The sequence below is a fragment of the Ornithinimicrobium faecis genome (genome assembly GCF_023923225.1).
In the GTDB taxonomy this organism is placed as follows: Bacteria; Actinomycetota; Actinomycetes; order Actinomycetales; family Dermatophilaceae; genus Ornithinicoccus; species Ornithinicoccus faecis.
In genome coordinates, this window is the sequence record NZ_CP099489.1 from 3,255,478 (window position 1) to 3,280,886 (window position 25,409).

At 69.3% G+C, this 25,409-nt stretch carries 24 protein-coding genes and 2 tRNA genes; 12 read left to right on the forward strand and 14 right to left on the reverse strand.

What is annotated here, in order from left to right:
* Nucleotides 1-26: 26 nt before the first annotated feature.
* Nucleotides 27-100: transfer RNA gene (locus NF556_RS15180), tRNA-Pro, on the reverse strand.
* Nucleotides 101-191: 91 nt separating this feature from the next.
* On the opposite strand from NF556_RS15180, the gene NF556_RS15185 reads away from it, so the two are divergent.
* Nucleotides 192-265: transfer RNA gene (locus tag NF556_RS15185), tRNA-Gly, on the forward strand.
* 57 nt (nt 266-322) lie between these two features.
* On the opposite strand, the gene NF556_RS15190 is transcribed toward NF556_RS15185, so the two are convergent.
* Nucleotides 323-856 carry a peptidase gene (locus NF556_RS15190; protein ID WP_252591804.1) on the reverse strand — a complete coding sequence of 178 codons (534 nt, stop codon included), beginning with the start codon at nt 854-856 and terminating at the stop codon, nt 323-325.
* An 86-nt stretch (nt 857-942) separates the two neighbouring features.
* Here NF556_RS15190 and NF556_RS15195 point away from each other — a divergent pair, with 86 nt between their 5' ends.
* The 3 genes from NF556_RS15195 (at nt 943) to NF556_RS15205 (ending at nt 3,941) form a co-directional block, all read left to right on the forward strand.
* Nucleotides 943-1,566, forward strand: coding sequence for an SIMPL domain-containing protein (locus NF556_RS15195; protein ID WP_252591805.1), 624 nt, complete (start codon nt 943-945; stop codon nt 1,564-1,566).
* Nucleotides 1,567-1,786: 220 nt separating this feature from the next.
* Complete coding sequence (locus NF556_RS15200) at nt 1,787-2,971, forward strand: thiolase family protein (RefSeq protein WP_252591806.1); 1,185 nt, start codon at nt 1,787-1,789, stop codon at nt 2,969-2,971.
* Nucleotides 2,972-3,008: 37 nt separating this feature from the next.
* Nucleotides 3,009-3,941, forward strand: coding sequence for a quinone oxidoreductase family protein (locus tag NF556_RS15205; protein ID WP_252595824.1), 933 nt, complete (start codon nt 3,009-3,011; stop codon nt 3,939-3,941).
* A 49-nt stretch (nt 3,942-3,990) separates the two neighbouring features.
* Here the strand turns inward: NF556_RS15205 and NF556_RS15210 are convergent, their stop codons facing one another.
* The 5 genes from NF556_RS15210 to NF556_RS15230 form a co-directional block, all read right to left on the reverse strand.
* Entirely contained in the window at nt 3,991-4,212 is a 222-nt protein-coding gene (locus tag NF556_RS15210; RefSeq protein ID WP_252591807.1) for a hypothetical protein, read from the reverse strand.
* 59 nt (nt 4,213-4,271) lie between these two features.
* Nucleotides 4,272-5,807 carry an acyl-CoA mutase large subunit family protein gene (locus NF556_RS15215; protein ID WP_252591808.1) on the reverse strand — a complete coding sequence of 512 codons (1,536 nt, stop codon included), beginning with the start codon at nt 5,805-5,807 and terminating at the stop codon, nt 4,272-4,274.
* Nucleotides 5,808-5,877: 70 nt separating this feature from the next.
* Nucleotides 5,878-7,416 (reverse strand): AMP-binding protein, encoded by a 1,539-nt coding sequence (locus NF556_RS15220; protein WP_252591809.1) that lies wholly within the window; start codon nt 7,414-7,416, stop codon nt 5,878-5,880.
* Nucleotides 7,417-7,420: 4 nt separating this feature from the next.
* Nucleotides 7,421-9,553: an acetate--CoA ligase family protein gene (locus NF556_RS15225; RefSeq protein ID WP_252591811.1), complete on the reverse strand. Its 2,133-nt coding sequence runs from the start codon at nt 9,551-9,553 to the stop codon at nt 7,421-7,423.
* A 14-nt stretch (nt 9,554-9,567) separates the two neighbouring features.
* Entirely contained in the window at nt 9,568-11,934 is a 2,367-nt protein-coding gene (locus NF556_RS15230; RefSeq protein WP_252591813.1) for a bifunctional salicylyl-CoA 5-hydroxylase/oxidoreductase, read from the reverse strand.
* An 88-nt stretch (nt 11,935-12,022) separates the two neighbouring features.
* On the opposite strand from NF556_RS15230, the gene NF556_RS15235 reads away from it, so the two are divergent.
* The 3 genes from NF556_RS15235 (at nt 12,023) to NF556_RS15245 (ending at nt 15,480) form a co-directional block, all read left to right on the forward strand.
* Nucleotides 12,023-12,793 (forward strand): SDR family NAD(P)-dependent oxidoreductase, encoded by a 771-nt coding sequence (locus tag NF556_RS15235; RefSeq protein WP_252591816.1) that lies wholly within the window; start codon nt 12,023-12,025, stop codon nt 12,791-12,793.
* Nucleotides 12,794-12,919: 126 nt separating this feature from the next.
* Nucleotides 12,920-13,690: a cyclase family protein gene (locus NF556_RS15240; RefSeq protein ID WP_252591817.1), complete on the forward strand. Its 771-nt coding sequence runs from the start codon at nt 12,920-12,922 to the stop codon at nt 13,688-13,690.
* A gap of 11 nt (nt 13,691-13,701) precedes the next feature.
* A complete protein-coding gene (locus tag NF556_RS15245; protein ID WP_252591819.1) occupies nt 13,702-15,480 on the forward strand; it encodes a thiamine pyrophosphate-binding protein in 1,779 nt (592 codons plus the stop codon).
* Nucleotides 15,481-15,499: 19 nt separating this feature from the next.
* Here the strand turns inward: NF556_RS15245 and NF556_RS15250 are convergent, their stop codons facing one another.
* The gene (locus tag NF556_RS15250) at nt 15,500-16,120 is read right to left on the reverse strand and encodes an NADPH-dependent F420 reductase (RefSeq protein ID WP_252591821.1); all 621 of its coding nucleotides are present in this window, start codon (nt 16,118-16,120) and stop codon (nt 15,500-15,502) included.
* A 137-nt stretch (nt 16,121-16,257) separates the two neighbouring features.
* On the opposite strand from NF556_RS15250, the gene NF556_RS15255 reads away from it, so the two are divergent.
* The 4 genes from NF556_RS15255 to NF556_RS15270 all read left to right on the forward strand — a co-directional run bounded on the left by NF556_RS15255 (nt 16,258) and on the right by NF556_RS15270 (nt 18,720).
* Entirely contained in the window at nt 16,258-16,920 is a 663-nt protein-coding gene (locus tag NF556_RS15255; protein WP_252591822.1) for a TetR/AcrR family transcriptional regulator, read from the forward strand.
* Nucleotides 16,921-17,006: 86 nt separating this feature from the next.
* Entirely contained in the window at nt 17,007-17,483 is a 477-nt protein-coding gene (locus NF556_RS15260) for a helix-turn-helix domain-containing protein (RefSeq protein ID WP_252591824.1), read from the forward strand.
* 85 nt (nt 17,484-17,568) lie between these two features.
* Nucleotides 17,569-18,102: a VapC50 family PIN domain-containing toxin gene (locus NF556_RS15265; RefSeq protein ID WP_256829322.1), complete on the forward strand. Its 534-nt coding sequence runs from the start codon at nt 17,569-17,571 to the stop codon at nt 18,100-18,102.
* Between the two features lie 78 nt (nt 18,103-18,180).
* Complete coding sequence (locus tag NF556_RS15270) at nt 18,181-18,720, forward strand: P-loop nucleotide/nucleoside kinase family protein (protein WP_252591828.1); 540 nt, start codon at nt 18,181-18,183, stop codon at nt 18,718-18,720.
* Between the two features lie 226 nt (nt 18,721-18,946).
* Here NF556_RS15270 and NF556_RS15275 read toward each other — a convergent pair whose 3' ends face one another.
* The gene (locus tag NF556_RS15275; protein WP_252591830.1) at nt 18,947-19,363 is read right to left on the reverse strand and encodes an acyl-CoA thioesterase; all 417 of its coding nucleotides are present in this window, start codon (nt 19,361-19,363) and stop codon (nt 18,947-18,949) included.
* Complete coding sequence (locus NF556_RS15280) at nt 19,360-21,024, reverse strand: AMP-binding protein (protein ID WP_252591832.1); 1,665 nt, start codon at nt 21,022-21,024, stop codon at nt 19,360-19,362. The genes NF556_RS15275 and NF556_RS15280 overlap by 4 nt, the downstream gene beginning before the upstream one ends.
* 65 nt (nt 21,025-21,089) lie before the next feature.
* Here NF556_RS15280 and NF556_RS15285 point away from each other — a divergent pair, with 65 nt between their 5' ends.
* A complete protein-coding gene (locus NF556_RS15285; RefSeq protein ID WP_252591834.1) occupies nt 21,090-21,932 on the forward strand; it encodes a PaaX family transcriptional regulator in 843 nt (280 codons plus the stop codon).
* A gap of 37 nt (nt 21,933-21,969) precedes the next feature.
* Here NF556_RS15285 and NF556_RS15290 read toward each other — a convergent pair whose 3' ends face one another.
* The 4 genes from NF556_RS15290 to NF556_RS15305 are packed head-to-tail and all read right to left on the reverse strand — an operon-like array spanning nt 21,970 to nt 25,401.
* Nucleotides 21,970-22,680: an ABC transporter ATP-binding protein gene (locus NF556_RS15290; protein WP_252591836.1), complete on the reverse strand. Its 711-nt coding sequence runs from the start codon at nt 22,678-22,680 to the stop codon at nt 21,970-21,972.
* Nucleotides 22,677-23,486 (reverse strand): ABC transporter ATP-binding protein, encoded by an 810-nt coding sequence (locus NF556_RS15295; protein ID WP_252591838.1) that lies wholly within the window; start codon nt 23,484-23,486, stop codon nt 22,677-22,679. Before NF556_RS15295 ends, NF556_RS15290 begins: the two co-directional genes overlap by 4 nt.
* Nucleotides 23,483-24,529 (reverse strand): branched-chain amino acid ABC transporter permease, encoded by a 1,047-nt coding sequence (locus NF556_RS15300; protein WP_252591840.1) that lies wholly within the window; start codon nt 24,527-24,529, stop codon nt 23,483-23,485. The genes NF556_RS15295 and NF556_RS15300 overlap by 4 nt, the downstream gene beginning before the upstream one ends.
* Nucleotides 24,526-25,401 (reverse strand): branched-chain amino acid ABC transporter permease, encoded by an 876-nt coding sequence (locus NF556_RS15305; RefSeq protein WP_252591842.1) that lies wholly within the window; start codon nt 25,399-25,401, stop codon nt 24,526-24,528. The genes NF556_RS15300 and NF556_RS15305 overlap by 4 nt, the downstream gene beginning before the upstream one ends.
* Nucleotides 25,402-25,409 lie beyond the last annotated feature (8 nt).

Here is a 25,409-nt window from a genome sequence, read left to right on the forward strand (position 1 = left end):
ACCATAGATCGCCCCATGGTAATGGGTCGGGGTAGCCGGATTCGAACCGGCGGCCTTCCGCTCCCAAAGCGGACGCGCTACCAAGCTGCGCCATACCCCGTGCACACCCCACGTCTGAGCCGTTTCGCAACTCAGCGGGGATGGGCAGTACAGTAGTCCCTCGTTGGCTGAATCCCACACACGGCCAGCACGCGGGTGTAGCTCAATGGTAGAGCCCCAGTTTTCCAAACTGGCCACGCGAGTTCGATTCTCGTCACCCGCTCCACCACGGCGTATGCCGTCACGCACCACTCCCGCGTCCGCCGGTCGGCGGACGCCCGGGTCAGGCGACCAGCAGCAGCGACAGCGCCGCAGTGTCGGCGTCGCCCAGGGGATCCACTCCCGACCTGCTGGCCATCCGGGTGACGGTGCCATCGCGGTCCGCCTCGGCCCACGCGGCGCGGTGATCCAGCCCGAGGTCGGGGACACCGGGCAGCAGGATGCAGCCGGAGGCCGTCTCATAGGAGGAGACCGAGCTGACGGTGCTGCTGGGCGGGTGCAGGACGGCCAGACCGGGCGGGGTGCTGTCGGCGAACTGGCCGGGCACGAGCGGGTGATCCCCGAGCAGCTGCCCCTCGGCGTGAACCAGCCCGATGGCCCCGGGCGGGCCACCCTCGGGCACCTGCTCCACGACCCGGAAGACGGTGCTGCCCTGCGGGAGCATCCCCGGCATGGCGGCCATCTGCACGGCCAGGACCAGGAACTGGGCCCACTCGACCGGGTCCTCGGGCCACCGGCGCAGCAACAGGAAACCCGAGAGGTAGCCGCCGTCGTGCACTGGCGCAACCTCGACCGGTGGGAGCTGACGGTGCGTCATGGCCGACCTCCTGCCCGTGCCCGGGCGGGCACCCTGTCTTCCCCAGAGTGCCACGTCAGCACCGGTTTCGGGCGTAGCATCGCGCCATGACGGACACGATCGAGGTCACCGGCAGCGGACAGTCCAGCGGAGTCCCCGACCTGGTGGTGCTCGAGCTGCGGATCCAGGCCGAGCGCGACACGGTGGCCGACAGCCTGCGGGCCGTCTCTGAGGGCGTGCGCGCCGTCGTGGAGCGGACGGCCACCTATCGCTCCTCCCCCGTGCCACCACCTCGCACCCAGGGGCTGAGCCTGCACACCCGGCATGACCGCGAGGGCCGCGGCGTCATCGGCTACACCGCCTCCCAGCAGCTGCGGCTGTCACTGCCCGGCACGGACCTGGCGGGTGAGGTGGTCACCGCGCTGTCGGAGGCCGCCGGGGACACCCTCGGCATCGACGGGCTCTCGCTGTCAGTGTCCGATCCCGCTGAGCTGCAACGCGCTGCCCGCGAGGCCGCGTTTGCCGACGCTCGCGAGCGCGCCGAGCAGTTTGCCGCCCTCGCCGGCCGCGAGCTCGGCACCGTGCGCGGAGTGCGGGACCAGCCCGGAGACGGCGGTGGGCCGAGCCCGAAGCTCGCCCGCGCCGCCGCCTTCGACAGCGGCTCGATGCCGATCGAGGCCGGCGAGCACACGGTGACTGCCACGGTCCACGTCATCTGGGAACTGGTCTGAGCGACCCATGCAGTGCACCCGAACCGGCAACGTGACGCTGTCCGCCAGAGTGCAGGGCGCTGACCTGCGCTGATGCAGATGCCCGCGCGACGTCACCTGTTTGAATGCACGACCGAGCCATCCCGCGGGGCCAGCAGATCGGCACCGAGCGGCTCCATCAGCTCGCGGGTGAACCGCAGGTGCCGCACCCGCCCATGCTGCACCCCGGCATGATGGACCCATGATCGGACACGAGACCTTCCTGCTCGATGCCGTGCGCACGCCCTTCGGGAAACTGCGGGGCGGACTCTCGCACGTGCGCACCGACGACCTGGGCGCGGTCCCGATCCGCGAGTTGCTGGCACGGCACCCCGGTCTCGACCCTGCGACGATCGAGGACGTCATCTATGGCAACACCAATGGCGCCGGCGAGGAGAACCGCAATGTCGCCCGGATGGCGGCGCTGCTGGCTGGCCTGCCGGTGACCGTGCCCGGTGCGACCGTGAACCGGTTGTGCGCCTCGGGGTCGGAGGCGCTGGTGCAGGCCTCGCGCGCCGTCGCGGTCGGGGACGCACGCCTGATGATCGCCGGTGGCGTGGAGGGGATGAGCCGCGCGCCCTATGTCCTGCCCAAACCCGATGAGGCCCTCCCCCGGCGGATGGAGCTGCACCAGACGACGGTGGGGTGGCGGATGGTCAACCCGGCCTTCCCGGACGAGTGGACGATGTCGCTGGGGGCCAGCGCGCAGGCGGTCGCGCAGGCTCGGGGCATCGGTCGGGACGAGCAGGATGCGTATGCCGCACGGTCCCACCAGCGGGTCCACGCCGCCTATGAGGCCGGTCACCACGACGGCTTCGTGGTGCCGCTGGAGGGCGTGGAGCGGGACGAGTCGCTGCGGCCCGGGTCGACGACGGAGACGCTGGGTGCGCTCCGACCGGCTTTCACGGCCGAGGGCGCGGTGACGGCCGGCAACTCCTCACCGATCAACGATGGTGCCCTGGCGACGCTGATCGGCACGGTCGAGGTCGCCGACGAGCTGGGCATCGAGCCGATCGCCCGGATCGTGGGGTCGCGCACCGTCGCGCTCTCCCCCGAGCTGTTCGCGGTGGCTCCGGTGCCGGCCATCCAACAACTGCTCGAGCGGGAGGGGTTGGGCTTCGACGACATCGATCTGTGGGAGATCAACGAGGCGTTCGCGGCGATGGTCCTGTCGGTGCTGCACGACCTGCCACAGATCGACCGCGACAAGGTCAACGTCAACGGTGGCGCGATCGCGATCGGTCACCCTCTCGGTGCCAGCGCTCCTCGGGTCGTCGTCGACCTGGCGCGCGAGCTGGCCCGTCGCGGTGGCGGACTGGGCGTGGCCGCAGCGTGCATCGGCGTCGGTCAGGGCACGGCCGTGCTGATCGAGGTGCCCCGTGGTTGAGCGGCCGGTGGGTGAGGTGCCCGTGGGTGAGGCACTGATGGCGCAGCGCTGGATCGCCACTCGTCCCGGTGGCCTCGAGGTCTTCGAGCTAATGGATCATGAGGTGCCACCGCCGGGCCCCGGGGAGGTGACCGTGCAGGTGCGCGCCGCGGGGATGAACCCGGCCGACCACAAGCACGTCGCCACCGGTGCCACGGACGACTTCCCCAAGCCCGTGGGCTACGAGGTGGCCGGCGTGCTGACCGCCCTCGGCCCGGGCACCGAGATCGCCTCAGGGGGTGGCGGCGTCGGTGATGAGGTGCTGGCCTTCCGGGTGCGGGGTGGCTGGACCACGGCGATGAACGTCCCCGCGCGGGACGTGTTCGCCAAGCCTGCGTCGGTCTCCTTCGAGGCGGCCGCCAACCTGCTGCTGGCCGGCACGACCGCGTCCGAGATGCTGCACGTCACCGGCGCCGCCGAGGGCGAGACGATCCTGGTCCACGGCGCCTCTGGGGCGGTCGGGGTCAGTCTGCTCCAGCAGGCCGCGCTGCGGGGTGTGCGGGTGATCGGCACGGCCAGCGAGCGGCGTTTCGAGGAGGTGCGCCGCTTCGGTGGCGAGCCCGTCGCCTATGGCGACGGGTTGCAGGAGCGGGTGCGGGAGCTGGCTGGTGAGGGTGTCGCCGCTGCGCTCGACTGCGTCGGCACCGACGAGGCCGTCGACGTCTCGCTGGCCCTGGTGGCCGACCGCGACCGGATCGTCACCATCGCCGCTCGGCATCGGGCCGCAGCCGACGGCATCCGCGCGATCGCCGGGGCCTTCCCGCAGAGCGCGGCCTTCCGTGACGGGGTGCGCGCCGGACTCATCGAGCTCGCGGGGCGCGGACTCCTCGAGGTGCCGGTGGCCCGGACCTATCCGCTCGAGGCTGCCATCGAGGCTGCCGAGTTCCTGGGTGGCCAGCACCCGGGCGGCAAGCTCGCGCTCATCCCCTGATGGGGTGAGCGCTGGGGGTGTGAGCGCTGGGGGGTGTGAGCCCTGAGCGCTAGAGGAGCTCGAGTCGGTGGAACGGGCTGACGATGCGGCGGGTGCAGTCTCCGAAGTCCACGGACACGGCAGCGCTCTCCAGCCCAATGACCCGTCCGAGGCCGTAGGTCTGGTGCGACACCCGGTCATCGAGGTCGAAAGACTCGATCTCCGGCTCGATCTTTGGCTTGAAGGGACTGCTGGCAAGGTGGCTCCGCTGAGCACTGGAACGAGAGGTCATCACACCCCCAGTATGCCCCTCGTGCGTTCCGGCCCGGTCTGAGCGGCTCATCCGTCAGCTCAGAACTCCGCAGACGGTCGCCAGCTGCCGAGCTCATCACGCAGCACCGTGACCACCTCGCCGAGCGTGGCGTAGGCCTTGATTGCCTCGATCGTCGCGGGCATGACCGACCGCTGTGCCGCGACGTCCTCAGCGAGCCGGGACAGGGCAGCGTCAACAGCCCCCTGGTCGCGGGTCTCGCGCAGCGACCGCACCGAGTCTGCCTGCGCTGCTTCGGTGCCCGGGTCGATCGAGAAGACCTCCAGCGGCTCGGTGTCGGCCGGGAAACGGTTGACGCCGACCACGACCCGCTCTCCCGACTCGACCGCTTGCGAGTGCCGATAGGCCGCCTCCGCGAGATCGCGGGCGAAGCGTCCGGAGTTGATCGCCTCCAGGGCGCCACCGCGCTCCTCGATGTCCTCCATCAGGGACCAGATGGAGGACTCGAGCTCGTCGGTCAGCTGCTCCACGGCATACGACCCGGCAAACGGGTCCAGAGTCTGCGTGAGCCCGGTCTCGAAGGCGACCACCTGCTGGGTCCGCAGCGCGAGTGTCGCGGCCGATGCCGTCGGGACGCCCAGGGCCTCGTCATAGGCCGAGACGTGCATCGTCTGCACCCCGGCCAGGGCCGCGACGGTCGCCTCGACGGAGGTGCGCACCATGTTGTTCATCGGCTGCTGCGCGGTCAGCGTGGAGCCGGCCGTGAACGCAAAGATCCGCAACTGCTGGCTGCGCGGGTCTTTGGCGCCGTAGGTCTCCTTGAGCAGCTTGGCCCAGACCCGGCGGGCGGCGCGGAACTTGGCGACCTCGGGGAGCACGTCGGTGGTGATGGCCAGGAAGGTGAACAGCGTCGGTGCGACCTGGTCGACGTCGACGCCGCGCCGGACGCACTCGTTGAGATAGGCCCGGGCGTTGGCAAAGGTGAACGCAATCTCTTGCGTCGCAGACGATCCCGACTCGCGGATGTGATAGCCGCTCATCGCGAGTGGGGTCCAGCGCGGCGTCTCCCGGGCCACGTGCTCGATGCAGTCCACCGCCAGCCGCAGGGACGCCTCCGGCGGGAAGATCTGGGTGCCGCGCGCGATGAACTCCTTGAGCACGTCGTTCTGGATGAACATGCCGAACTCGTTGGGGTGCACGCCCCGCTTCTCGGCGAGCGCGATGAACAGGGCCGCCCAGAGATAGCCGATGGAGTTGGCCGTGGTGCGCACCTGGGAGAGCTCCTCCAGTGGGATGCCGTCCATCAGCACCTCGATGTCGGCCAGGGAGTCGATCGCCACGCCGACCCGGCCGACCTCGCCGACCGCACGCGGGTCGTCGGAGTCGATGCCCATCTGGCTGGGCAGGTCCAGGGCGACCGAGAAGCCGGTCACGCCGGCGTCCAGCAGGGACCGGAACCGCTCGTTGGACTCCTTGGCCGTGCCGAAGCCGGCATACTGCCCCATGATCCAGACCTTGGGCTCGGCGCTGACCCCGCGCGTGAAGGGATAGTCCCCCGGGTGCTCGGCCTCCGCCGGGGCATAGTCCGTGCGCAGTTCCGGGTCCTGCCACATCATCGGGCCCTCCTGATGAGTTCCGCGGACCGCTCCGGGCCTCGCAAGCTCGTGTCCTCGCGGGTCCTGTCGCTCATCGGTGCTCCTCCTCGAGCTGGGCGCGCAGCACCTTCTTGGCGATCTTGCCGGTGGAGTTGAGCGGGAGCTCCTCGACCACGCGCACCTCCTTGGGTTTCTTGTATGCCGCCAGGCGGCTCGCGCAGTGCTCGCGAACCGCGTCCGTGCTCACCTCGGAGCCGGCCCGCGTGGTCACCAGGGCCACGACGCGCTGGCCCCAGTCGGGGTCTTTCACGCCGAGGACGGCGACCTCGTCGATCCCGGGCACCTCGGCGATGACTTCCTCGACCTCACGGGGATAGATGTTGTAGCCCCCGGAGATGATCATGTCGCCCTTGCGGTCGACCAGCCACAGGTGCCCGTCCTCGGACAACCTGCCCAGGTCACCGGTGTGCAGCCAGCCGTCGACGACCGCCTTGGACAGGTCGGTGCGCTCGGCGGCGTTGTAATAGCTCGCCATGACGTGGTCGCCACGGGTGATGACCTCGCCGACCTCGCCGGGGGCCACGCGTCGACCGTCCTCGTCCACGACGGCCAGCTCCACCCCGAGGGCCGGTCGTCCGGCGCTGGTGAGCAGCTCGGGCTCCCCCGCCAGCCCGCGGGCGTGGTCGGCGGCATCGAGGACGGTGACCGGCGGGATGGCCTCGACGAGCCCGTAGTACTGCACCAGGTGCGGCGTCAGCTCGTCGTGGGCGCGGCGCATCTGCTCCGGTGGCATCGGGGCGCCGGCATAGCCGAGCATCTTCAGCCCGGCCAGGTCCTCGCGGGTGGCCCCGGCGCTGAGCAACCGGGCCACCATCGTCGGCACGAGCGCCGTGTGGGTCGCACCGCGCTCACCGACGGCCTCCAGGAAGGTCTGCGGGTCCCAGCTCGGAAGCACGATCTGGCGTGCTCCGGCGACCAGGAAGGGCAGCACGAAGAGCCCCGAGGTGTGCGTGACCGGCCCGGCGTGCACATAGCAGTCGTCGGGGCCGGGCAGCCCGCCCAGCACGTCGAAGGTCATGTTGACCACCGAGGACACCCAGTTGCGGTGGGTGCGCTGGGCGCCCTTGGGGTGCCCGGTGGTGCCCGAGGAGTAGTGCAGCCCGCACAGGTCGTCGGGGTCGCGGGACGGCAGGACGGTGCTCTGCGCCTGCTCGGCGAGCTGGTCGAGGGAGGTCTCGGGGCCGTCGCCGACCACCACGACGTGCTCGACCTGACCGCGGACCGCGGCGATGCCGTCGGCGAACTGCTCGTGATAGATCAGACCGCGGGCCCTGCAGTCGGTCGCGATCCGCTCCCAGTCGCTGGGGTGCAGCCGATAGTTCAGGGCGACGCGCACGAGCCCGGCGGCGCGGATGGCCAGGTCGGTCTCGACGTATGCCGTGCTGTTGCTCTGCAGGTCAAGGACCCGGTCGCCGGGGCGCAGGCCGAGCGCGAGCAGTCCCGAGGCGAGCCGGGTGACGCGGTCAGCCAACTCGGCGAAGGTGCGCCGGTCGCCGGCGTCCGTCCCCTCCACGGCGATGCGGTCGCCGAAGCGGTGGCCGGCTCGGGTGACGAGCGTGCCGATGTCCATCTGGTCAGTCTCCTTCAGGGTCGGGAGGGCTGTCGGGAGTCGCGGGGGCCGCGTCGGGCAGGGCGAGGGCTGCGTCGAGGATCCGGCAGCCCCGTCCGTCGGCCAGCACCGTGATCGGGTTAAGGTCCAGCTCGGCGCCCTCGGGCAGGGCTGCTGCCAGGTCGGCGATGCCGAGGACCGCGTCGACCAGGGCCCCACGGTCCGCCGGTCCCTGCCCGCGCACGCCGCCCAGGAGTCGACCCAACCGCGTGTCGTCGAGCATCTCCTCGACGTCGGCCCGCTCGACCGGCAGCAGGCGCAGCGCCACGTCGGCCACGATCTCGGTGAGCACGCCCCCGACGCCGACGGTGATGATGCGTCCGAGCGGGGTGTCGGTGCTGCCGACCAGCGCCTCGACACCGCCGGGGACCATCTCCTCCATCAGCACCTGCCCACCCATCGCGGCGAGCTGGTCGTGGACCTCCGCGGCCCGCTCCGGGGTGACGTCGAGGATCACGCCACCGGCGTCGGACTTGTGGAGCAGCCCCGGCACGACCGCCTTGGCCACCGCCCGCCCGCCGGCCTCCTGCACCGCTGCCACGGCGTCGTCTGCGCCGGTCACGATCCGGCCGACCGGCACGGGCAACCCGGCCTCACGCAGCAGCGCCTTGAGGGCGTGCTCGTCGGTCGCGCCCTCGCTGAGGGAGGACCAGTCCGTCCTGGTGCTGGGGGTGTCCGGCCTCGCAGCCGGGCTGGCCCCTGTGGTCTTCTCCCGCACGGGCGGCGCGGCGAACTGCGCGAGGGCGGCGAGGGCCCGGACGGCTCGGGCCGGTGTCTGATAGACCGGCAGACCGGCCGCCCGCATCGTCGCGGCCGCGGTCGGAGCGAGGTGATCTGCGCCGGTGCGCACGGCGATGACGGGGACACCGGTGCGCTCCCGCACCTGTGACAGCGCCGTCACCACGGCGTCCACGTCCGAGCCGGTGAGCACGCAGAAGCAGGCCACGATCGCGTCGACCCCGTCGTCGCCCGCGATGGCGCCCAGGGCGTCATCGAACAGGGCCGGGTTGCTCATCACCGAGGCGGTCACGTCGACCGGGTTCGCCGTCGACCCATAGGCCGGGACGATGTCATCAAGGGTCGTCAGCGTCTGCTCGGACAGCTCCGCCAGACGCAACCCGTGCGCCTCGATGGCGTCAGCAGCCAGGATGCCGGACCCACCGGAGGTGGTGACGATCGCGACCCGTCGGATCGTGTGCCCGCGGACCGTCCTGGCCAGGTCCATCACGTCCCCGACGTCGAGCAACTCGTCGACGTCGTCCACGCGCACCACGCCGATCTGGCGGAGCGCAGCGTCGACCACGGCGTCATGGGCGGCGAGGGCCCCGGTGTGCGAGGCGGCCGCCCTGGCCCCGGCGTCCGAACGACCGGCCTTGAGCAACGCGACGGGCGTTCCGCCAGCCACCACGTCGGCGAGCGGGGCCAGGTCACCCAGCGACTCGGCATACGCCAGCAGTCCGGCGCAGCCGGGCTCTTGTGCCAGCTCCGCGAGCACCTCGGTGGCGCTGATGTCGGCCTCGTTGCCGGTGTTGACGACCCAGCCGAGCCCGAGGCCGCGCTCGAAGGCGAGGGACACGGCGCCATAGCCCAGCGCACCGCTCTGACTGACGAAGCCGAGGCTGCCGGGCACCAGCTGCGTGTGCTCGCCCGCAAAGAGGGGGCTGAACGAGCTGACCTGGCCGGTCGTCGTGCCCACGGTGCCGATGCAGTTGGGCCCAAGGACCCGGACCCCGAGCTCGCGCGCGGTGGCGACCAGCTCGTCCTGCAGCGCGGCACCATCCTCGCCGACCTCGGCGAAGCCGCTGGAGCACACCACGACCACCGGCACCCCTGCGGCAGCACAGTCCCGCACCGCCGAGATGACCCGGTCGGCAGCAACCATCACCATCGCCAGGTCCACCGGCCCGGGCACGTCGGCCACGGAGGCGTGGGACGGCAGGCCGGCCACCGGTGCCCCGTCCGGGCGGACGGGATAGATGGGGCCGGCATAGCCATAACGCTGGAGGAACTGCACTGGCAGCCGACCGATCGCCCCGGCCCGGTCGCTGGCGCCGATGACGGCGATCCCGCGGGCGTCCCAGAGTGGTCGCAGGCTCACTGGGCCCAGCGTGCTCACGCCTCCGGCCTCCATCGCGCGTGCCGGGTGCCCTGAGCGCCCTCGCGGACCAGCTGCAGCCGCGGCTTGGGCTCCTCGCTGCGACCGCCCTGGGGCTTGCGCCGACCCGCGCGCCACGGCAGCGGCCAGATCGCACCGGGTCCGTCATAGTCCTGCTCGACGGCGGCGTGCAGTGTCCAGTTCGGGTCGTAGAGGTGGGCGCGCCCGACGGCGCACAGGTCGGCCCGACCGGCCAGCACGATCGAGTTGACGTCATCCCAGGAGGAGATGATGCCGACCGCGATGGTCGGGATGCCGACCCGGTTGCGGATCGCATCCGCGAAGGGGGTCTGATAGGACCGCCCGAAGGCGGGCGTCTCGTCGGGGGTCACCTGCCCGGTCGAGACATCGATGGCCGCAGCACCCGCCTCCTGGAAGGCACGGGCGATCTCGACCGCGTCATCGACGTCGATGCCGCCCTCGACCCAGTCGGTCGCCGAGATCCGCACGGTCATCGGGCGGCCGGTCGGCCACACCTCGCGCATCGCCTCGAACACCTCGAGCGGATAACGCAGGCGCCCGGCGAGATCCCCGCCGTAGGCGTCTGTTCGCTGGTTGGTGACCGGGGAGATGAAGGAGGAGAGCAGATAACCGTGGCCGGCGTGCATCTCCAGCACGTCGAAGCCTGCCTCGGCGCCGAGCCTGGCGGCCGTGACGAACTCCTGCTTGACCTGGCTCAGGTCCTCCTCGCTCATCTCGCGCGGGACCTGGTTGACGCCGGGTTGGTAGGCCAACGGGGACGGCGCCATCACCGGCCAGTTGCCGCCCTCGAGCGGTTCGTCGATGCCGTCCCACATCAGCTTGGTCGAGCCCTTGCGGCCGGAGTGACCGACCTGCAGGCCGATCTTGGCCGCGCTCAGCCCGTGCACGGCCTCGACGATGTGGCGCCATCCGTCGGCCTGCTCCTGGCTCCAGATGCCGGCGCACCCGGGTGTGATCCGGCCCTCGGGTGAGACGCAGACCATCTCGGTCATCACCAGGCCTGCTCCGCCCATGGCCTTGCCGCCGAGATGGATCATCCGGAAGTCGGTGGGCATGCCGTCATCGGTCGAGACATACATGTCCATCGGTGAGACCACGACCCGGTTGGTCAGCTCGAGCTCACCGAGGCGGAACGGCTGGAACATCGGCGGGGTGTCCGGGCGGCCGCCGGGCGTGGCGGCGGTGAACCACTCCTCGATCCGTGCGGCGAACTCGGGGTCGCGCACCTTGAGGTTGTCGTGGGTGACCCGCCGACTGCGGGTCATGATGTTGAACGCAAACTGCTCGGGGTCCTGGCCGCGATACTGCCCCAGGTTCTCGAACCACTCCAGGGAGGCCTGGGCCGCGCGCTGGGTGGACTGCACGACGGGCTTGCGCTCCTCCTCGTAGGCACTCAGTGCCGTGTCGAGGTCGGGGTGCTCGTGCAGGCAAGCAGCGAGGGCCAGCGAGTCCTCCATCGCCAGCTTGGTCCCGGAGCCGATGGAGAAGTGGGCCGTGTGCGCCGAGTCTCCGAGGATGACGATGTTGCCCCGCTCCCCGGCGCGCCAGGTCTCGTTGCGGATCGTGGCGAAGGAGATCCAGCGCGAGTTGTTGGCCATCACCTCGTGGCCCTCGAAGATGTCCGAGCAGAGCTCGCGGACCCTCTTGATCGCCTCCTCGTCGCTCTCCCCGGGTGCCCACTCGCGGCCCTCCGAGGCGTCGAACCCGGCGGCCCGCCAGACGTCCTCGTGCATCTCCAGGATGAACGTCGAGCCGGTGGCGTCGAAGGGATAACCGTGCACCTGCATCACCCCGTGCGGAGTGTCCAGGATGTAGAACTTGAAGGCCTCGAAGACCTTGCTGGTGCCCAGCCACATGTATTTGCACTGGCGCTCATCGACGGTGGGGCGGAAGGTGTCGGCATAGCGCCGGCGGACGGCCGAGTTCAGGCCGTCCGAGGCCAGCACCAGGTCGTAGTCCGCTGCGAGCGTCTCGACATCCGGGGCCTCGGTGCGGAAGTGCAGGGTGATCTCGAGCTCCCGGCAGCGTTGCTGCAGGATCTCCAGCAGCCGCTTGCGGGACATCGCCGCAAAACCGTGCCCACCGGAGGTCAGGACCTGCCCGTCGACGTGCACGTCGATGTCATCCCAGCGGGCAAACTCTCGCTCCATCATCTGAAAGACCCACGGGTCGGCGTGCTCGATGCCGCCGAGGGTCTCGTCGGAGAAGACGACACCGAACCCGAAGGTGTCATCTGGTGCGTTGCGCTCCCACACGGTGATCTCGTGCGTGGGGTCCAGCGCCTTGGTCAGGGCCGCGAAATAGAGGCCGCCGGGCCCCCCACCGATGACTGCGATCCGCATCCGGCGACTCCTTCGTCATTGTCGTGCCTGCCGTCGACACATTATGTTGATTCTAGGACGGTCGTCAACAACACGAAATGAGGATGGCATGGTTGCCGAGGGTCAGTTCACCGGTCGGGTCGTTGTGGTCACCGGCGGGGCGGGTGGCATCGGAAGAGCGGTCTGCGAGGGGTTTGCCGCGGAGGGCGCCTCGGTCGCCGTCGTCGATGTCCAGGGCACGCAGGAGGCCGCGACAGCGTTGGCCGAGCAGCACGGGGTCCCGACGAGGGGCTACGAGCTCGACGTCAGCGACCGCGCCGCCGTGGGTGTCGTGATGGACGCCGTCGTCGCCGACCTGGGGAGCCTGGACATCCTGGTCACCCTGGCCGGCGGCTCCCTCGGGACCCCAAAGGTGTTGGAGGACATCGAGGCTGAGCATGTCGACCTCGTGGTGGACGTCAACGTCAAGGGCACCTTCTATTGCGCCCAGGCAGCACTCGTTCGTATGCCGCAGGACGGCTCGATCGTGACCGTCTCCTCGATCGGTGGTCGGCAGCCCTCCCCCGTCACCGGGGTGCCCTATGCCGCGTCCAAGGCGGCAGTTCTCGGGCTCACCCGGCGCCTGGCCCGCGAGGTCGGCGAGCGCGGGCAGCGCGTCAACGCAGTGGCCCCGGGGCTGTTCCTCACCGGCCGGCTGCAGCAGATGTATGACGAGATGCCCGACTCCGAGCGCAACGAGGTGCTCAGCGCGATCCCGCTGGCCCGGTTCCCCGAGCTGCGCGAGATCGTCGACCCGGTGCTCTTCCTCGCCGGCCCCGGCGCGTCCTACATCACCGGTGTGGTGCTCGACGTCAACGGCGGGCGCTTCATGCCGTTGTAGGAGCGGCCCAGTCGGATGCCGAGGTCTTGCGGTGCAGGCACCAGACCAATAGCGTCACGGAAACGACCGTTCCCTGCCGACAGTTGTCGGTCCCCGTGCCGGGCCGGTCCCGGGCCAAGGAGTCTCATGTCTGTCCTGTCAGATCTCACCGCCGCACTCACCTCTGGGAGCATCGAGGTCATCGACCTCACCGCTCCCCTGAACGCGGAGACGCCCCTGTTGGAGTTGCCGCCGGAGTTCGGCCAGACGGCCGCGTTCCAGCTGGAGGAGATCAGTCGCTATGACGAGCGTGGCCCGGCCTGGTATTGGAACAACTTCCGCACCGGCGAGCACACCGGCACCCACTTCGATGCGCCGAACCACTGGGTGACTGGCAAGGACCTGGCCGACATTTCCTCGGTGCCTGTGGGTGCGTTCGTGGCGCCGGCCATCGTGTTGGACGTGACCGAGCAGGTCGCTGCCGACCCCAACTTCCTGATCGAGCGGGAGCACGTGGAGGCGTTCGCGGCCGAGCACGGCGGGCTCCCTGACGGCGGCTGGTTGCTGTGCCGCACCGGTTGGTCGGCCCGGGTCACCCAGGAAGAGATGATCAACAACACCGACACCGGGCCGACCAGCCCCGGGCTGTCGGCCGACTGTGCCAAGTGGGTCGCTGAGGAGTCACCGCTGCAGGGCATCGGTGTGGAGACTGTCGGCACCGACGCAGGGGCAGCGCACTCCTTCGACCCGGTCTTCCCGTGTCACTCGTTCCTGATGGGCAACAACAAATATGGCCTAGCCCAGCTGCAGAACCTCGATCAGCTCCCGACGACTGGCGCCGTCATCATCGCCTCACCCCTGAAGATCATTGGCGGGTCCGGCTCTCCTGCCCGCGTGGTCGCCCTCGTCGAGCGCTGAGCTGGGCTCCGATGCAGGTCGCTGAGGCCGTCGGGCGAGCTCTCGTTGCTGCCGGCGTCGACCATGTCTTTGCGGTGGTCGGGTCGGGCAACTTCCACGTCACCAACGCCATGACAGCTGCGGGGGCGACGTTCGTCGCGGCCCGTCATGAGGGTGGCGGCGCCACGATGGCCGACGCCTATGCTCGCAACTCGGGGCGCCCTGCGGTGCTCACGGTGCACCAGGGGTGCGGCCTGACCAACGCGATGACCGGCATCGCCGAGGCAGCCAAGGCCCGCACGCCGCTGATCGTGGTGGCGGCGGAGTCGACCGCGCCGCTGTCCAACTTCCATGTCGACCAGGAGGCCCTGGCCAGCTCCGTCGGTGCCGTGCCGCTCCGCATCACCGACGCCGACCTGGCCGTCGAGCAGGCCCGTGACGCCGTCGCCACCGCGGTCCACCAACGCCGCACCGTCGTGCTCAACCTGCCCCTGGAGGTGCAGTCCGCCGAGGTGCCACCACAGGTGCAGGGCCAGCTCGGGTCGGTCGAGTTGCCCTCCGCCCCAGCGCCGCTCGCTCCCTCCCCCGCCGACGTCGAGCGACTCGTCACGGCGGTGCGGGCGGCGCAGCGACCGGTGTTCGTCGCCGGACGTGGCGGGCGCAGTCCTGCCGCGCGGGACGCCCTGATCACCCTGGCTGACGCCACGGGAGCCCTGCTCGCCACCTCGGCCGTCGCCAAGGGGCTCTTCCATGATCAACCGTGGTCCCTCGACGTCTCCGGTGGCTTCTCCTCACCGCTGGCCTCAGAACTGATCAGCAGTGCCGACCTCATCATCGGCTGGGGCTGTGCCCTCAACATGTGGACGATGCGGCACGGCGCGCTGATCTCCGAGGGCACCACGGTGGTGCAGGTCGATGACACAGTGCAGGCTCTCGGGGCCCATCGCGACCTGACGTTCGGTGTGCACGGTGACGTGGCTCTGACTGCGGCAGCGGTCGATCAAGCACTGACTGCGGCAGCGGTCGATCAAGCACTGACTGCGGCAGCGGTCGATCAAGCACTGACCGTGGCAGCGGTCGATCAAGCACTGACCGTGGCAGCGGTGACCAGCGCCCTGGGTGACGCGGGTGCGGGAGGCGAGGCCTCGGCATACGGTCTGCGCACTGAGGAGACCCGAGACCGACTGGCCACCTCGCTGGCCTGGCGTGACGTGCCCTTCGAGGACACCACGACGAGCGACCGGATCGACCCACGCACCCTGACCATCGCCCTGGACGACCTGTTGCCCACCGAGCGCGTGGTGAGCATCGACTCGGGCAACTTCATGGGCTATCCGAGCATGTTCCTGTCCGTGCCCGACGAGCAGGGCTTCTGTTTCACCCAGTCGTTCCAGGCCATTGGTCTCGGACTGGCCACCGCCATCGGAGCCGCTCTCTCCCAACCGGATCGGCTGCCGGTGGCCGCCCTCGGCGATGGCGGGGCGCTGATGGGTGCCGCAGAGTTCGACACGGTCCGCCGGCTCGGCCTGCCGATGGTGGTGATCGTCTACAACGACGATGCCTATGGCGCCGAGGTGCACCACTTCGCCGGTGCCGATCACCCGATGGACACCGTCACCTTCCCCGACACCGACATCGCTGCCGTCGCCCGAGGCTATGGCTTCACCGGCGTCACAGTGCGCGGCGTCGACGATCTGGCGCCGGTGCGCGCCTGGCTCGACGGTCCCCGCGACACTCCCCTGCTGATCGACGCCAAGGTCGTCGCTGACGAGCCCTCCTGGTGGCTCGAGGAAGCCTTCCGCGGCCACTGACCGACGGTGTCGCCAACCCTTAGCTGACGACCGGAGCGCCTAAGGCGAGGTCGAAGCCGGCACCGTTGCGTGCCAGCCCCATCAGCAGGAGTCCGGCCGACTCGAGGATCGGGGCCGCCTGCAGCCCTCCCACGTCGAGGGTCCGCAGTTCCAGACTCTCCAGGAACTCCGCGAGAGTCGCCTTTGCCTCAGCGCTGTCGCCCGCGATGAACGCGTCCTGCGGGGTGCCCTTTGCAAGCACGTGGCCAAAGATCGTGTTCAGCGCCTTCACGATGTGGGCACTCTCGGGTGCCGCTGCCGTGATCTCATGAGCCGCCGAGCTGCCGGTGGTGGTCACCAGTCCGCTCGCATCGGCGTTGAACGGGTTGGTGATGTCGACGAGGATCTTGCCCGCCAGCGAATCGCCATAGCCCGCGACCACTGAGACCACGTCGTCGTACCGGACGGCCACGAAGACGATGTCGCCCTGTGGCGTTGCCCCAGGCGTGCCGACGGTTGCCGCCCTGCCGATCTGGTCGGCGACTGCCTGAGTTTTGGCGGCGTTGCGGCCCAAGAGTTCGACGGTGTGGCCGCGCTTCGCTGCCCTGGCGCCGATGGCAGTGGCCATGTTGCCCGAACCGATGATGCTGATGGTGCTCATGATGGTGCTCCTCTGCGGTGGTGTGGGCGGGTGTCGCTATCAGGCACTCGTCGCTGTCATAGTCACAACCGGAGGACCCCCTCATTCTATTCCGGAGGGGTGCCTCAATTTATGGTCATTGACTGTAGGCTGGAGGAGTGCGCCAGACCGACATCGAGCAGCTAGACCGGCCTCTGCGCCGCGATGCTCGGGAGAGTCGCGAAAAGCTGATCGCCGCGGCACAGGCCGAGTTCGCCGCCGAGGGCGCGGATGCCTCCCTGGAGAAGGTCGCACGCATCGCTGGCGTCTCGATCGGCACCCTGTACCGACACTTCCCCACGCGTATGGACCTCCTCATGGCCGCCCTCAGGCCTCGGCTACAGGAGTTCATCGACGGGGCCGATAGGGCCATGAGGATGGACGATCCGTGGGAAGGGTTCGTCGCCTACTTGGAGAACCTGTTCGCCGTGCAGGCGGGAGACCGAGGCTTCAACGACTTCCTTTCCCGCCGATTCCCGGGCAATGCCGAGACAGAGCGCATCCACGATGCGCTGTGCCAACAGATCGAGGACGTTCTCACCCGAGCTCAGGAAGCTGGAAAGGCTCGCCCTGACATCACCCAGGGAGACATCGTCAACCTGATCTGGTCCAATGGCCCGATCATCGACGCCACCAGCGCTAAGGCACCGGCGGCCTGGCGACGCCAGCTCTACCTCATGCTCGACGCCTACCGGGCCGAGCGAGCGCACCCGATCCCCGAACCGCCCATGACGGACGAGCAGCTCTACGACGCCATGGTCCATCTCAGCAAGGTGAAGTAGGACTCGGACAACCTTGCCGATTTGGACCACACCTTCTGCCGTTTCGATTATTTCGGATAGGCTGGTTGCCGGGAGTAGGGAGCGACGTGAACACGAAGAAATCAGGTGCGCAGGCCAGCGGTAAGACGCAAAAGCCTGCCGCCCGGGCGAAGTCAGTGTCCAGGCCCGCCCGGATGAAGACCATCGACCTGGAAACAGTGCTCTCCGCGGACCGCGTGACCATTTCCCGGGGTCGGGAGCGCGTCGAACTGCCTGGCGACGTGGTCAGCGCTCTCCGCCAGTACGCCACCGAGCTCGCACGCGGAGGCAGGCCCCGGCTGGTCGCCATCACCGAAGACAAGGCCACCCTGTCCAGCCAGCAGGCCGCCGACCTGCTGAACGTCTCCAGACCTTTCGTTGTCAAGCTCGCCCGCACCGGACAACTCAGACACACCAAGACCGGCAACAGGCACCGGTTCGCGTTGGCGGACGTCCTTGAGCACGACGCGCGGGTGCGACGAGAGCGAGACGACGCGCTCAGCGAGATCGTCCCAGCAGACGGCTACGACGAAAGCGACTTCTGAACGTGGCGGAGTCCCGGGGAAGGTCGGCGCGACCAGTCGCAGTTCTGGACGCCAACCTGCTCATCCCCGGGCGTTACGCGATCTGTTGCTCAGCCTGGCCGACTGCAAAGTGTTCCGGCCCGTCTGGCAGCAATCGATCCTCGACGAACTTGAGCGCAACTACCCCAAGGTCGCGGTGCGTCACCGGGGCGCCGACCGCGAGGAGGCAATCAAGGAAGTTGCCCAAGTGCAGGCCAGCATGGCGAGGGCGTTTCCCGACGCGTCCCTAGCCAGCGACGAGTGGATCCCGTTGGTGGAGAAGATGACATGCGCCGAGAACGATCGGCACGTCCTTGCTGTCGCCGTGGCAGGGGGCGCCACCCACGTCGTCACGGAGAACACCAAAGATTTTCCGGCCGCATCGGTCCCTGAAGGCATCAAGGTCATCAGGGTGGATGCGTTCCTGTGCCAACTGCTCACCGCCGACCCTGAGACAGTCCTCGACGCCGTCCAGGTGATGTGCGACCGGTACAGCCGGCCCACCATGACCGTCGCCGAACTGGCTGAGAAGTTCGCAACCGGGCACAGCGCCCCGCGTTTTGGCGGCCGGCTGCGAGACGCGGTCGAAGCCCGTTCGTAGGTCGCGGCGCTCGAAATCCTGATCGCCCTCGAACCTGACCACGCCGAGAGACCCAAGCGCGAGGTAGCGTGCTCTCCCGTGATCATCTGGGTGAACGGCACGCACGGAGCGGGCAAAACAACGACGAGTTCTCTGGTGCAACAGTTGATCCCGGGCTCGCGCGTGTTCGATGCTGAGAAGGTCGGCGAGACCCTCATGGACATCACCCCAGGCCTGCCTGCAACGGACAACTTCCAGCACTGGGCGCCGTGGCGGCCCCTCGTGGTTGAGACAGCGCGCCACGTGATCGACTACACCGGCAGCACGTTAGTGATGCCGATGACCGTCCTCGTGGAGGAGTACTGGCGGGAGATCGCCTCCGGCCTCGCCCAACACAACATCCCGGTGCGGCACTTCGTGCTCCACGCAGACCAGGACACTCTCCGCGACCGCATCATGGACGACCGGGTGATGGGCCCATCAGCCTTCCGCCTCAAGCACCTGGAAGCGTATGCCGACGCTGCCAGCACCTGGCTGCACGACGAGGCTAAGGTCATCGACACCACGCACGCCTCTCCTAGCGAGGCTGCCCAGCAGATCACTGAGGCGTGTCAGCAGGGCGCGCAAACACCTGCCTGAGGTGCCGCTCCTCGCTCCCAGCATCCCCCGGTTCAGGCGCTCGCCGCTGCAAGTGCATGGATGATTCACACGACACGCCGATCGGCCCGTGAAGGATCCATGCACCTGCACGGTCGTCGGTGTGCAAGTGCATGGATGATTCACACGACACGCCGATCGGCCCGTGAAGGACCCATGCACCTGCACGGTCCTGGGTGAGCGGGCGGCCGGCGGCCAGGGGAACGGGTCAGCCCACAGTCCCCTGCAGCGCTGCACGCTCCGCGTCCGACCAGGCCACCGCGGGCGAGTCCGCACCTGCGGGCACCTCACCAGAGCGGTCCCCGATGTTGACGCAGACCATCCGGCCACGCGCGGCCGGCCCGCGCGGACCGGTCACCTCAAAGCCATAGACCAGCGACGTCCGGCCCAGCGACTCCACCCACAGCTCGGTGACGACTTCCTCGCGGAACCACAGGCGGTCCAGATAGTCGACCTCATAGCGCACGCGCGGCACGACGCCGAACAGCTCGAGCAGCCCGCGCTGCACGTGCAGCTCGTTCTCGGCGGCCTCGACCCAGCGGATCACGCTGGAGTGGTGATAGTGCCCGGCGGCGTCCGTGTCGCACCAGTCCACGACCCGGGTCACCGAGACACGCGAGGTCACGACGCCTCGCCCGAGCCAGCCTCCTGGCGCAGCCGGAAGCGTTGCACCTTGCCGGTCGAGGTGCGTGGCAGCGCGTCGACGAACTCAATCTGGCGGGGATACTTGTAGGGCGCGATCTGCCCCTTGACGTGGTCCTGCAACTGCTTGCGCAGCGCGTCCTCACCCACCCCCTCAGCCAGCTTCTCGCGCCCACTGGCCGGCACGACATACGCCTTGACGACGTGCCCACGCTCGTCGTCTGCGGCGGCGACCACGGCGCACTCCACCACCCCGGCGTGGGACATCAAGGCCTCCTCGACCTCGGTGCCGGAGATGTTGTAGCCGGAGCTGACGATCATGTCGTCCGAGCGCGCCTGGAACCAGAAATAGCCATCCTCGTCCCGGATGAAGGTGTCGCCGGTGAGGTTCCACCCGTCGTGGACGTAGACGGCCTGCCGTTCATCGGCGAGATAGCGACACCCGGTCGGCCCCTGCACCGCGAGCCGGCCCGGCACACCATCTGGCGCGTCGCGGCCAGCCTTGTCCACGATCTTGGCGCGATAGCCCGGCACCGGGCGGCCGGTGGAGCCCGGGCGGATGTCGTCGTCGGCGGCAGAGATGAAGATGTGCAGCATCTCGGTCGAGCCGATGCCGTCGATCAGGGCGATGCCGGTCGCGTCCCGGAATGCCTCCCAGGTCACCTTGGGCAGGTGCTCCCCCGCCGAGACCGCGCGGCGCAGGCTGGTCAGCTGGCTCACCCGGTCCTTGGCGATCATGGCCTTGTATGCCGTGGGTGCGGTGAAGCAGATCGTCGCACCGTGCTCACTGATCAGGTCGGCCAACTGGCCGGGGGTGGCCTTCTCGACCAGCAGGGTGCTGGCACCGACGCGGAGCGGGAAGATCACCAGGCCACCCAGCCCGAAGGTGAAAGCGATCGGCGGGGTGCCGATGAAGATGTCGTCCGGTTCTGGCCGCAGCACATAGCGCGAGAAGGTGTCTGCGTTGGCCAGGATGTCCCGGTGGAAGTGCATGGTCGCCTTGGGACGACCAGTGGTGCCCGAGGTGAACGCCAACATCGAGACGTCATCGGCTGCCGTTGGCACATCCGCAAAGGTGGCGTCCTTGCCCTGCGCCAGCTGCGTGATGTCGTCCAGACCCTCCACGGCACCGCCGTAGGTCAGCGTGCGCAACTCGGGGATCTGGGCACCGAGCAGGTCGTCGGTGAACCGATGGTCGCAGACCGCCAGGTCGAAGCGGCCGACCTCGGCGATGACAGCCAGCTCCTTGGGCCGCAGCATCGGCATGGTGGGGACCACCACACCGCCGGCCTTGAGGACGGCGAACCACACGGCGACCAGCCAGGGGTTGTTGGGGCCGCGCAGCAGGACGCGGTTGCCGGGCACCAAGCCGAGCTCGTCGACGAAGACGTGCGCCAACCGGTTGGCGTGCTGACGCAGGTCGCCATAGGTCCACCAGGTCCCGTCCGGCGCGCCGATGCAGCGACGGCCCGCTCCTCCGGAGTCGATGACGTCGTCGAGCAGGACGCTGGCAACGTTGAGGCGATCGGGGTAGTGAACCTCCGGGACGTCAAAGTGGAACTCGGGCCAGGTCTCGCGCGCAGGAAGGTTGTCGCGACAGTACGTGTCGACGTGCGCGCTCGGCGAAAGTTCGGTCTCCGGCATCACGTGGCCTCTCAGTCAAGGTCTGCCTAGCGGCGGTGCCAGGCACTCCCCAGTATGTTAGTCCTGTGACGACAGTCAAGGGCACAACATCCACCAGTGGCACCGATTCAGGCTTGCGCGCCCTGATCGTGACGATCTATGGCCTGTATGCCCGAGAGGTCGGCGGCTGGCTCGGTGTCTCCACACTCATCCGCCTGATGGCCCAGCTCGGTGTCGAGGAACCCGCGGTCCGCTCCTCGATCTCCCGCCTCAAGCGGCGCAGCATCCTGGAGTCGGAGCGCTTCGACGGCCGCGCCGGCTATTCCCTGTCGGCCCAGGCCCGGAGCATCCTGGATCAGGGTGACCGACGGATCTTTGGGCGCCGGCGCGCCATCCCGGATGAGGGGTGGATCCTCGCCGTCTTCAGCGTGCCCGAGTCCGAGCGGCGCCGGCGCCACACCCTGCGGGCGCGCCTGTCTTGGCTCGGCTTCGGCTCGGTCAGCGCAGGAGTCTGGATCGCTCCCGCCCACTTGCAGGACGAGGCCCGCGACGTGCTCGTGCGCGAGGAGCTCGCCGAGTATGTCGACCTCTTCGAGGCCCGCTATCTCGGCTTTGCTGCGGTCACCGACGAGGTGTCCCAGTGGTGGGACCTGGCGAGCCTGGACCGGCTCTATCAGCGGTTCCACGACGACTACGAGCCCGTCCTCGCCCGCTGGCGCTCACGGCGGACCAAGGACGACGAGGGTGAGGCCTTCGCCGACTACATCCGGGTCCTGACCTCCTGGCGCAGGCTGCCCTATCTGGACCCCGGGTTGGCCCCAGAGCTGCTGCCGCGCGACTGGTCAGGGACCACGGCAGCCGACCTGTTCTTTGCGTTGCAGCGCCGACTCGAGGGGCCGGCGCACCGTTTCGTTGAGAGCGCCCGCTGACTAGATCCCGAGCAGCTTCGTTGAGGGCGCCCGCTAACTAGATCCCGAGCAGCTGCTCTGCACGAGCCCTGTTGCGACGGAACTCATCGACTGACGCGTCCCAGTGGACCGATCCCTTCTGCATGACGACGACCCTGTCCGCGACGGACAGGCCCAGCCGCAGGTTTTGCTCGACGACCAGGGCTGACATGCCCGCGGCACACACCTCCCGCACGACCTCGCCGACCTGTTGCACGACCGCGGGCGCCAGCCCGTCGGACGGTTCATCGAGCAGGAGCACGGTGGGGTTGGTCAACAGTGCTCGCGCGATGGCCAGCATCTGTTGCTCACCACCGGAGAGCTGGTCACCGCGGTTGCCGAGACGCTCGCCGAGTCGGGGCAGCAGGTCGATCACCCGGGCGCGAGTCCACTCACCCTTGCGGCCCAGGCGGTCAGCGATGTCGAGGTGCTCGGCCACCGTGAGCGGCGCAAAGACCCGTCGGCCCTGTGGGACCAGGCCCACACCGAGCCGGGCGATGGCATCCGGTCTGGCGCCCGCGACCTCCTGGCCCGCCACCCGCACGGAGCCGGCCATCGGTGGCACCAGCCCCATGATGGTGTTGACCAGGGTTGACTTCCCAACTCCGTTGCGCCCCAGGAGAGTCAGGACCCCGCCCTCGGGCACGGCGACATCGACCTCGTGGAGCACGCGGGAGCCGGCATAGCCCGAGACAAGTCCCCGGGTGGCCAGAATCGGGTCAGCGGTCATGGTGCCTCCTCCACGAACAGGTCTGAGGTGTCCTCGGCGCCCAGATAGGCACGCTGGACCGCCTCACTGGCGCGCACCTCCGCGGGATCCCCCGTGATCAGGTGCTCACCGAGGTGAAGCACGCTCACCCGCTCGGCCACGCCGAAGACCAGGTCCAGGTCGTGCTCCACCAGGAGCACGGTGACCTCGCGCGGCAATGCGAGCACAACCTCCTGGAAGGCCTGCGTGTCGGCGGGCGACATCCCAGCGGCCGGCTCGTCGAGCAGCAGCACGGAGGGTGAGGTCGCGAGCGCGACCGCGACCTCAAGCTGACGCCGTTCACCGTGGGACAGCGCACCGGCCCCGGCGCTGGCCCGGTCAAGCAGGTGGAACTGCCTCAGGATCTCGTCGGCTTCCTCCAGGAGGCCCCTCCGTCGGGTGACCGCGCCCCAGGGCCTGGCCTGAACGCCGTGGCGGCGCTGGACGGCCATCAGGACATTCTCCCGAGCGGTCGCCGACAGGAACAGGGAGGAGTGTTGGAAGGTGCGCACGAGCCCGCGGTGGGCCCGGGCATGCTCGGGCAGTGCGGTCACATCGTCACCGTGCAGCCGCACCGTCCCGGCCGTCGCAGGCAGGGCACCGGCGATGAGCGCGAAGAGCGTGGACTTGCCCGCGCCGTTGGGGCCGATCAGGGCATGCCGCGTGCCAGCACGGACCTCAAAGGTGACGTCCTCCACGGCCTTCAGGCTGCCGAAGTGCCGGCTCAGCCCCTCCACGCTCAGAGCTGGCGCGGCAGCGGCGCCGGTCACCGGTCCCCCCGCCGTCATGTGGCCTCCTCCGGTGTCGTCTCGGCGCGACTCCTGGGAAACAGGGAGCGCCACTGGGCCCGCCCACCCGCGATGCCCTTGGGCAGCAGATAGACGGCGAGGACAAACAGGATCCCGAGCAGGAGCGGGGCGTGCCCAGAGATGATCTGACCGAAATAGTCGCGGGTGAACACCACGACGGCGGCGCCCAGGCAGGCCCCCCACATGGATCCCACGCCACCGACGATGACCGCGAGCAGTGCCAGCGCAGCGATGTCAAAGCCCATGTCGCCGGGTGCCACGAACCGTTGCGATGAGGTCCACAACGACCCGGCCAGCGCGGCCAGGCCACCGGCACACACATAGACGCCCAGCGCATAGGTGTTGGTGCGATATCCCACCGCACGGAGCCTGGCCTCGTTGTCACGCAGGCCGCGCAGCGTCAGACCAAAGGGTGAGCGCAGCAGGACCCCGACCCCGACATAGGCCAGGGCGGCCACCACCAGGACGTAGTAGTAAATGAGGCCCTCGTTGACCAGGCCCTCGCCTCCCGGCAGGAGGACAACGGGCAGGATGCCGCTGAGTCCGTCGGTGCCGCCGGTCACCCAGTCGAGTCGTCCGGCCGCGCTGTAGCCGATCTCTCCGATCGCCAGGGTGATCATCAAGAACGCGACACCCCGACCGCGGATGGCCAACGGCCCGGTCAGCAGAGCGGCCACGACCCCAGCCAACGTCGCCAGCAGCAGTTGGATGACGCCCAGCTCGGACCAGTGGATTGACACGAGCGCCCCGGTGTAGGCCCCCACGCCGAAATAGGCGGCCTGGCCGAGCGTTGGCATCCCGGCGATGCCGGTGAGCAGGTTGACCGCCATCGCCAGGACAGCAAAGACCAGGGCACGGGTGAAGGTGCTCACGGTGAAGGCGTCGAAGACCCACGGCACCATGAGCAGGACCAGCACGACGAGGCCGACCACCAGCGACTGCCGGATCGGCAGCGGCCGCCGGGACGGCCCGTGCGACCGGTCCGGCGCAGGGGCCGCGGCACCCTGCGTGACGGCACTCATGCGCGCGCCGGTGCGAAGAGGCCCTGCGGACGCAGGGCGAGGACGAGCAGCATCGCGCCGAACAGCAGGAACGGCGCATAGGACGGCACGAGCGCCACGCCCAGAGTCTGCACCTGCCCGATCAGCAGGGCGCCGATGAGCGCGCCACGAACCGAGCCGAGGCCACCGATGACCACGACCACGAGTGAGAGGACGAGCACCCGCTCGTCGATGCCGGGCCCGGGCGCGATGATGGGCGCGCCGAGCACTCCGCCGATCGCGGCAAGAGCAGCACCGAACCCGAAGACCCCGAAGAGCACCTTGCGGGTGTCGACTCCCATCGCGCGCACCATGTCCCGATCCGCGACGGTCGCGCGGACCAGGGCGCCGATCGAGGAGCGCTCAAAGGCGAGATAGACGAGCGCCGCGAGCGCCGTTGCGACGCCGATGAAGACGAGCCGATAGACGGGATAGGTGTGCCCGAGGACCGACACCGAGGCAGACAGCGCCACCGGCGGTGCCGTGGGGAGCACCTCGCCACCGAAGATCATCACCAGCACCTCGGCGGCGATCAGGGAGATGCCGAGGGTGAGGGCCGCCTGGTCGAGGTGCCCGCGCCCCTGCAGCGGTGCGACCGCCGCGGCAAGCAGCCCCCCACCCAGCAGACCGACGACCAGCCCGACCACGAGGGCGATCAGCAGGCCGAGCCAGCTGCCGTCGGACAGGGCGTAGGCGACATAGGCGCCGACCAGGTAGAGGGTGCCGTGCGCGAGATTGAGCACGTCCATCATGCCGAAGACGAGCGACAGCCCGACCGCCAGTGTGAAGAGCAGCAGCCCGTAGGCCACCCCGTCGACCATGCTGACGAGGTGGGAGTTGAACCATCCGATCATGACACTCC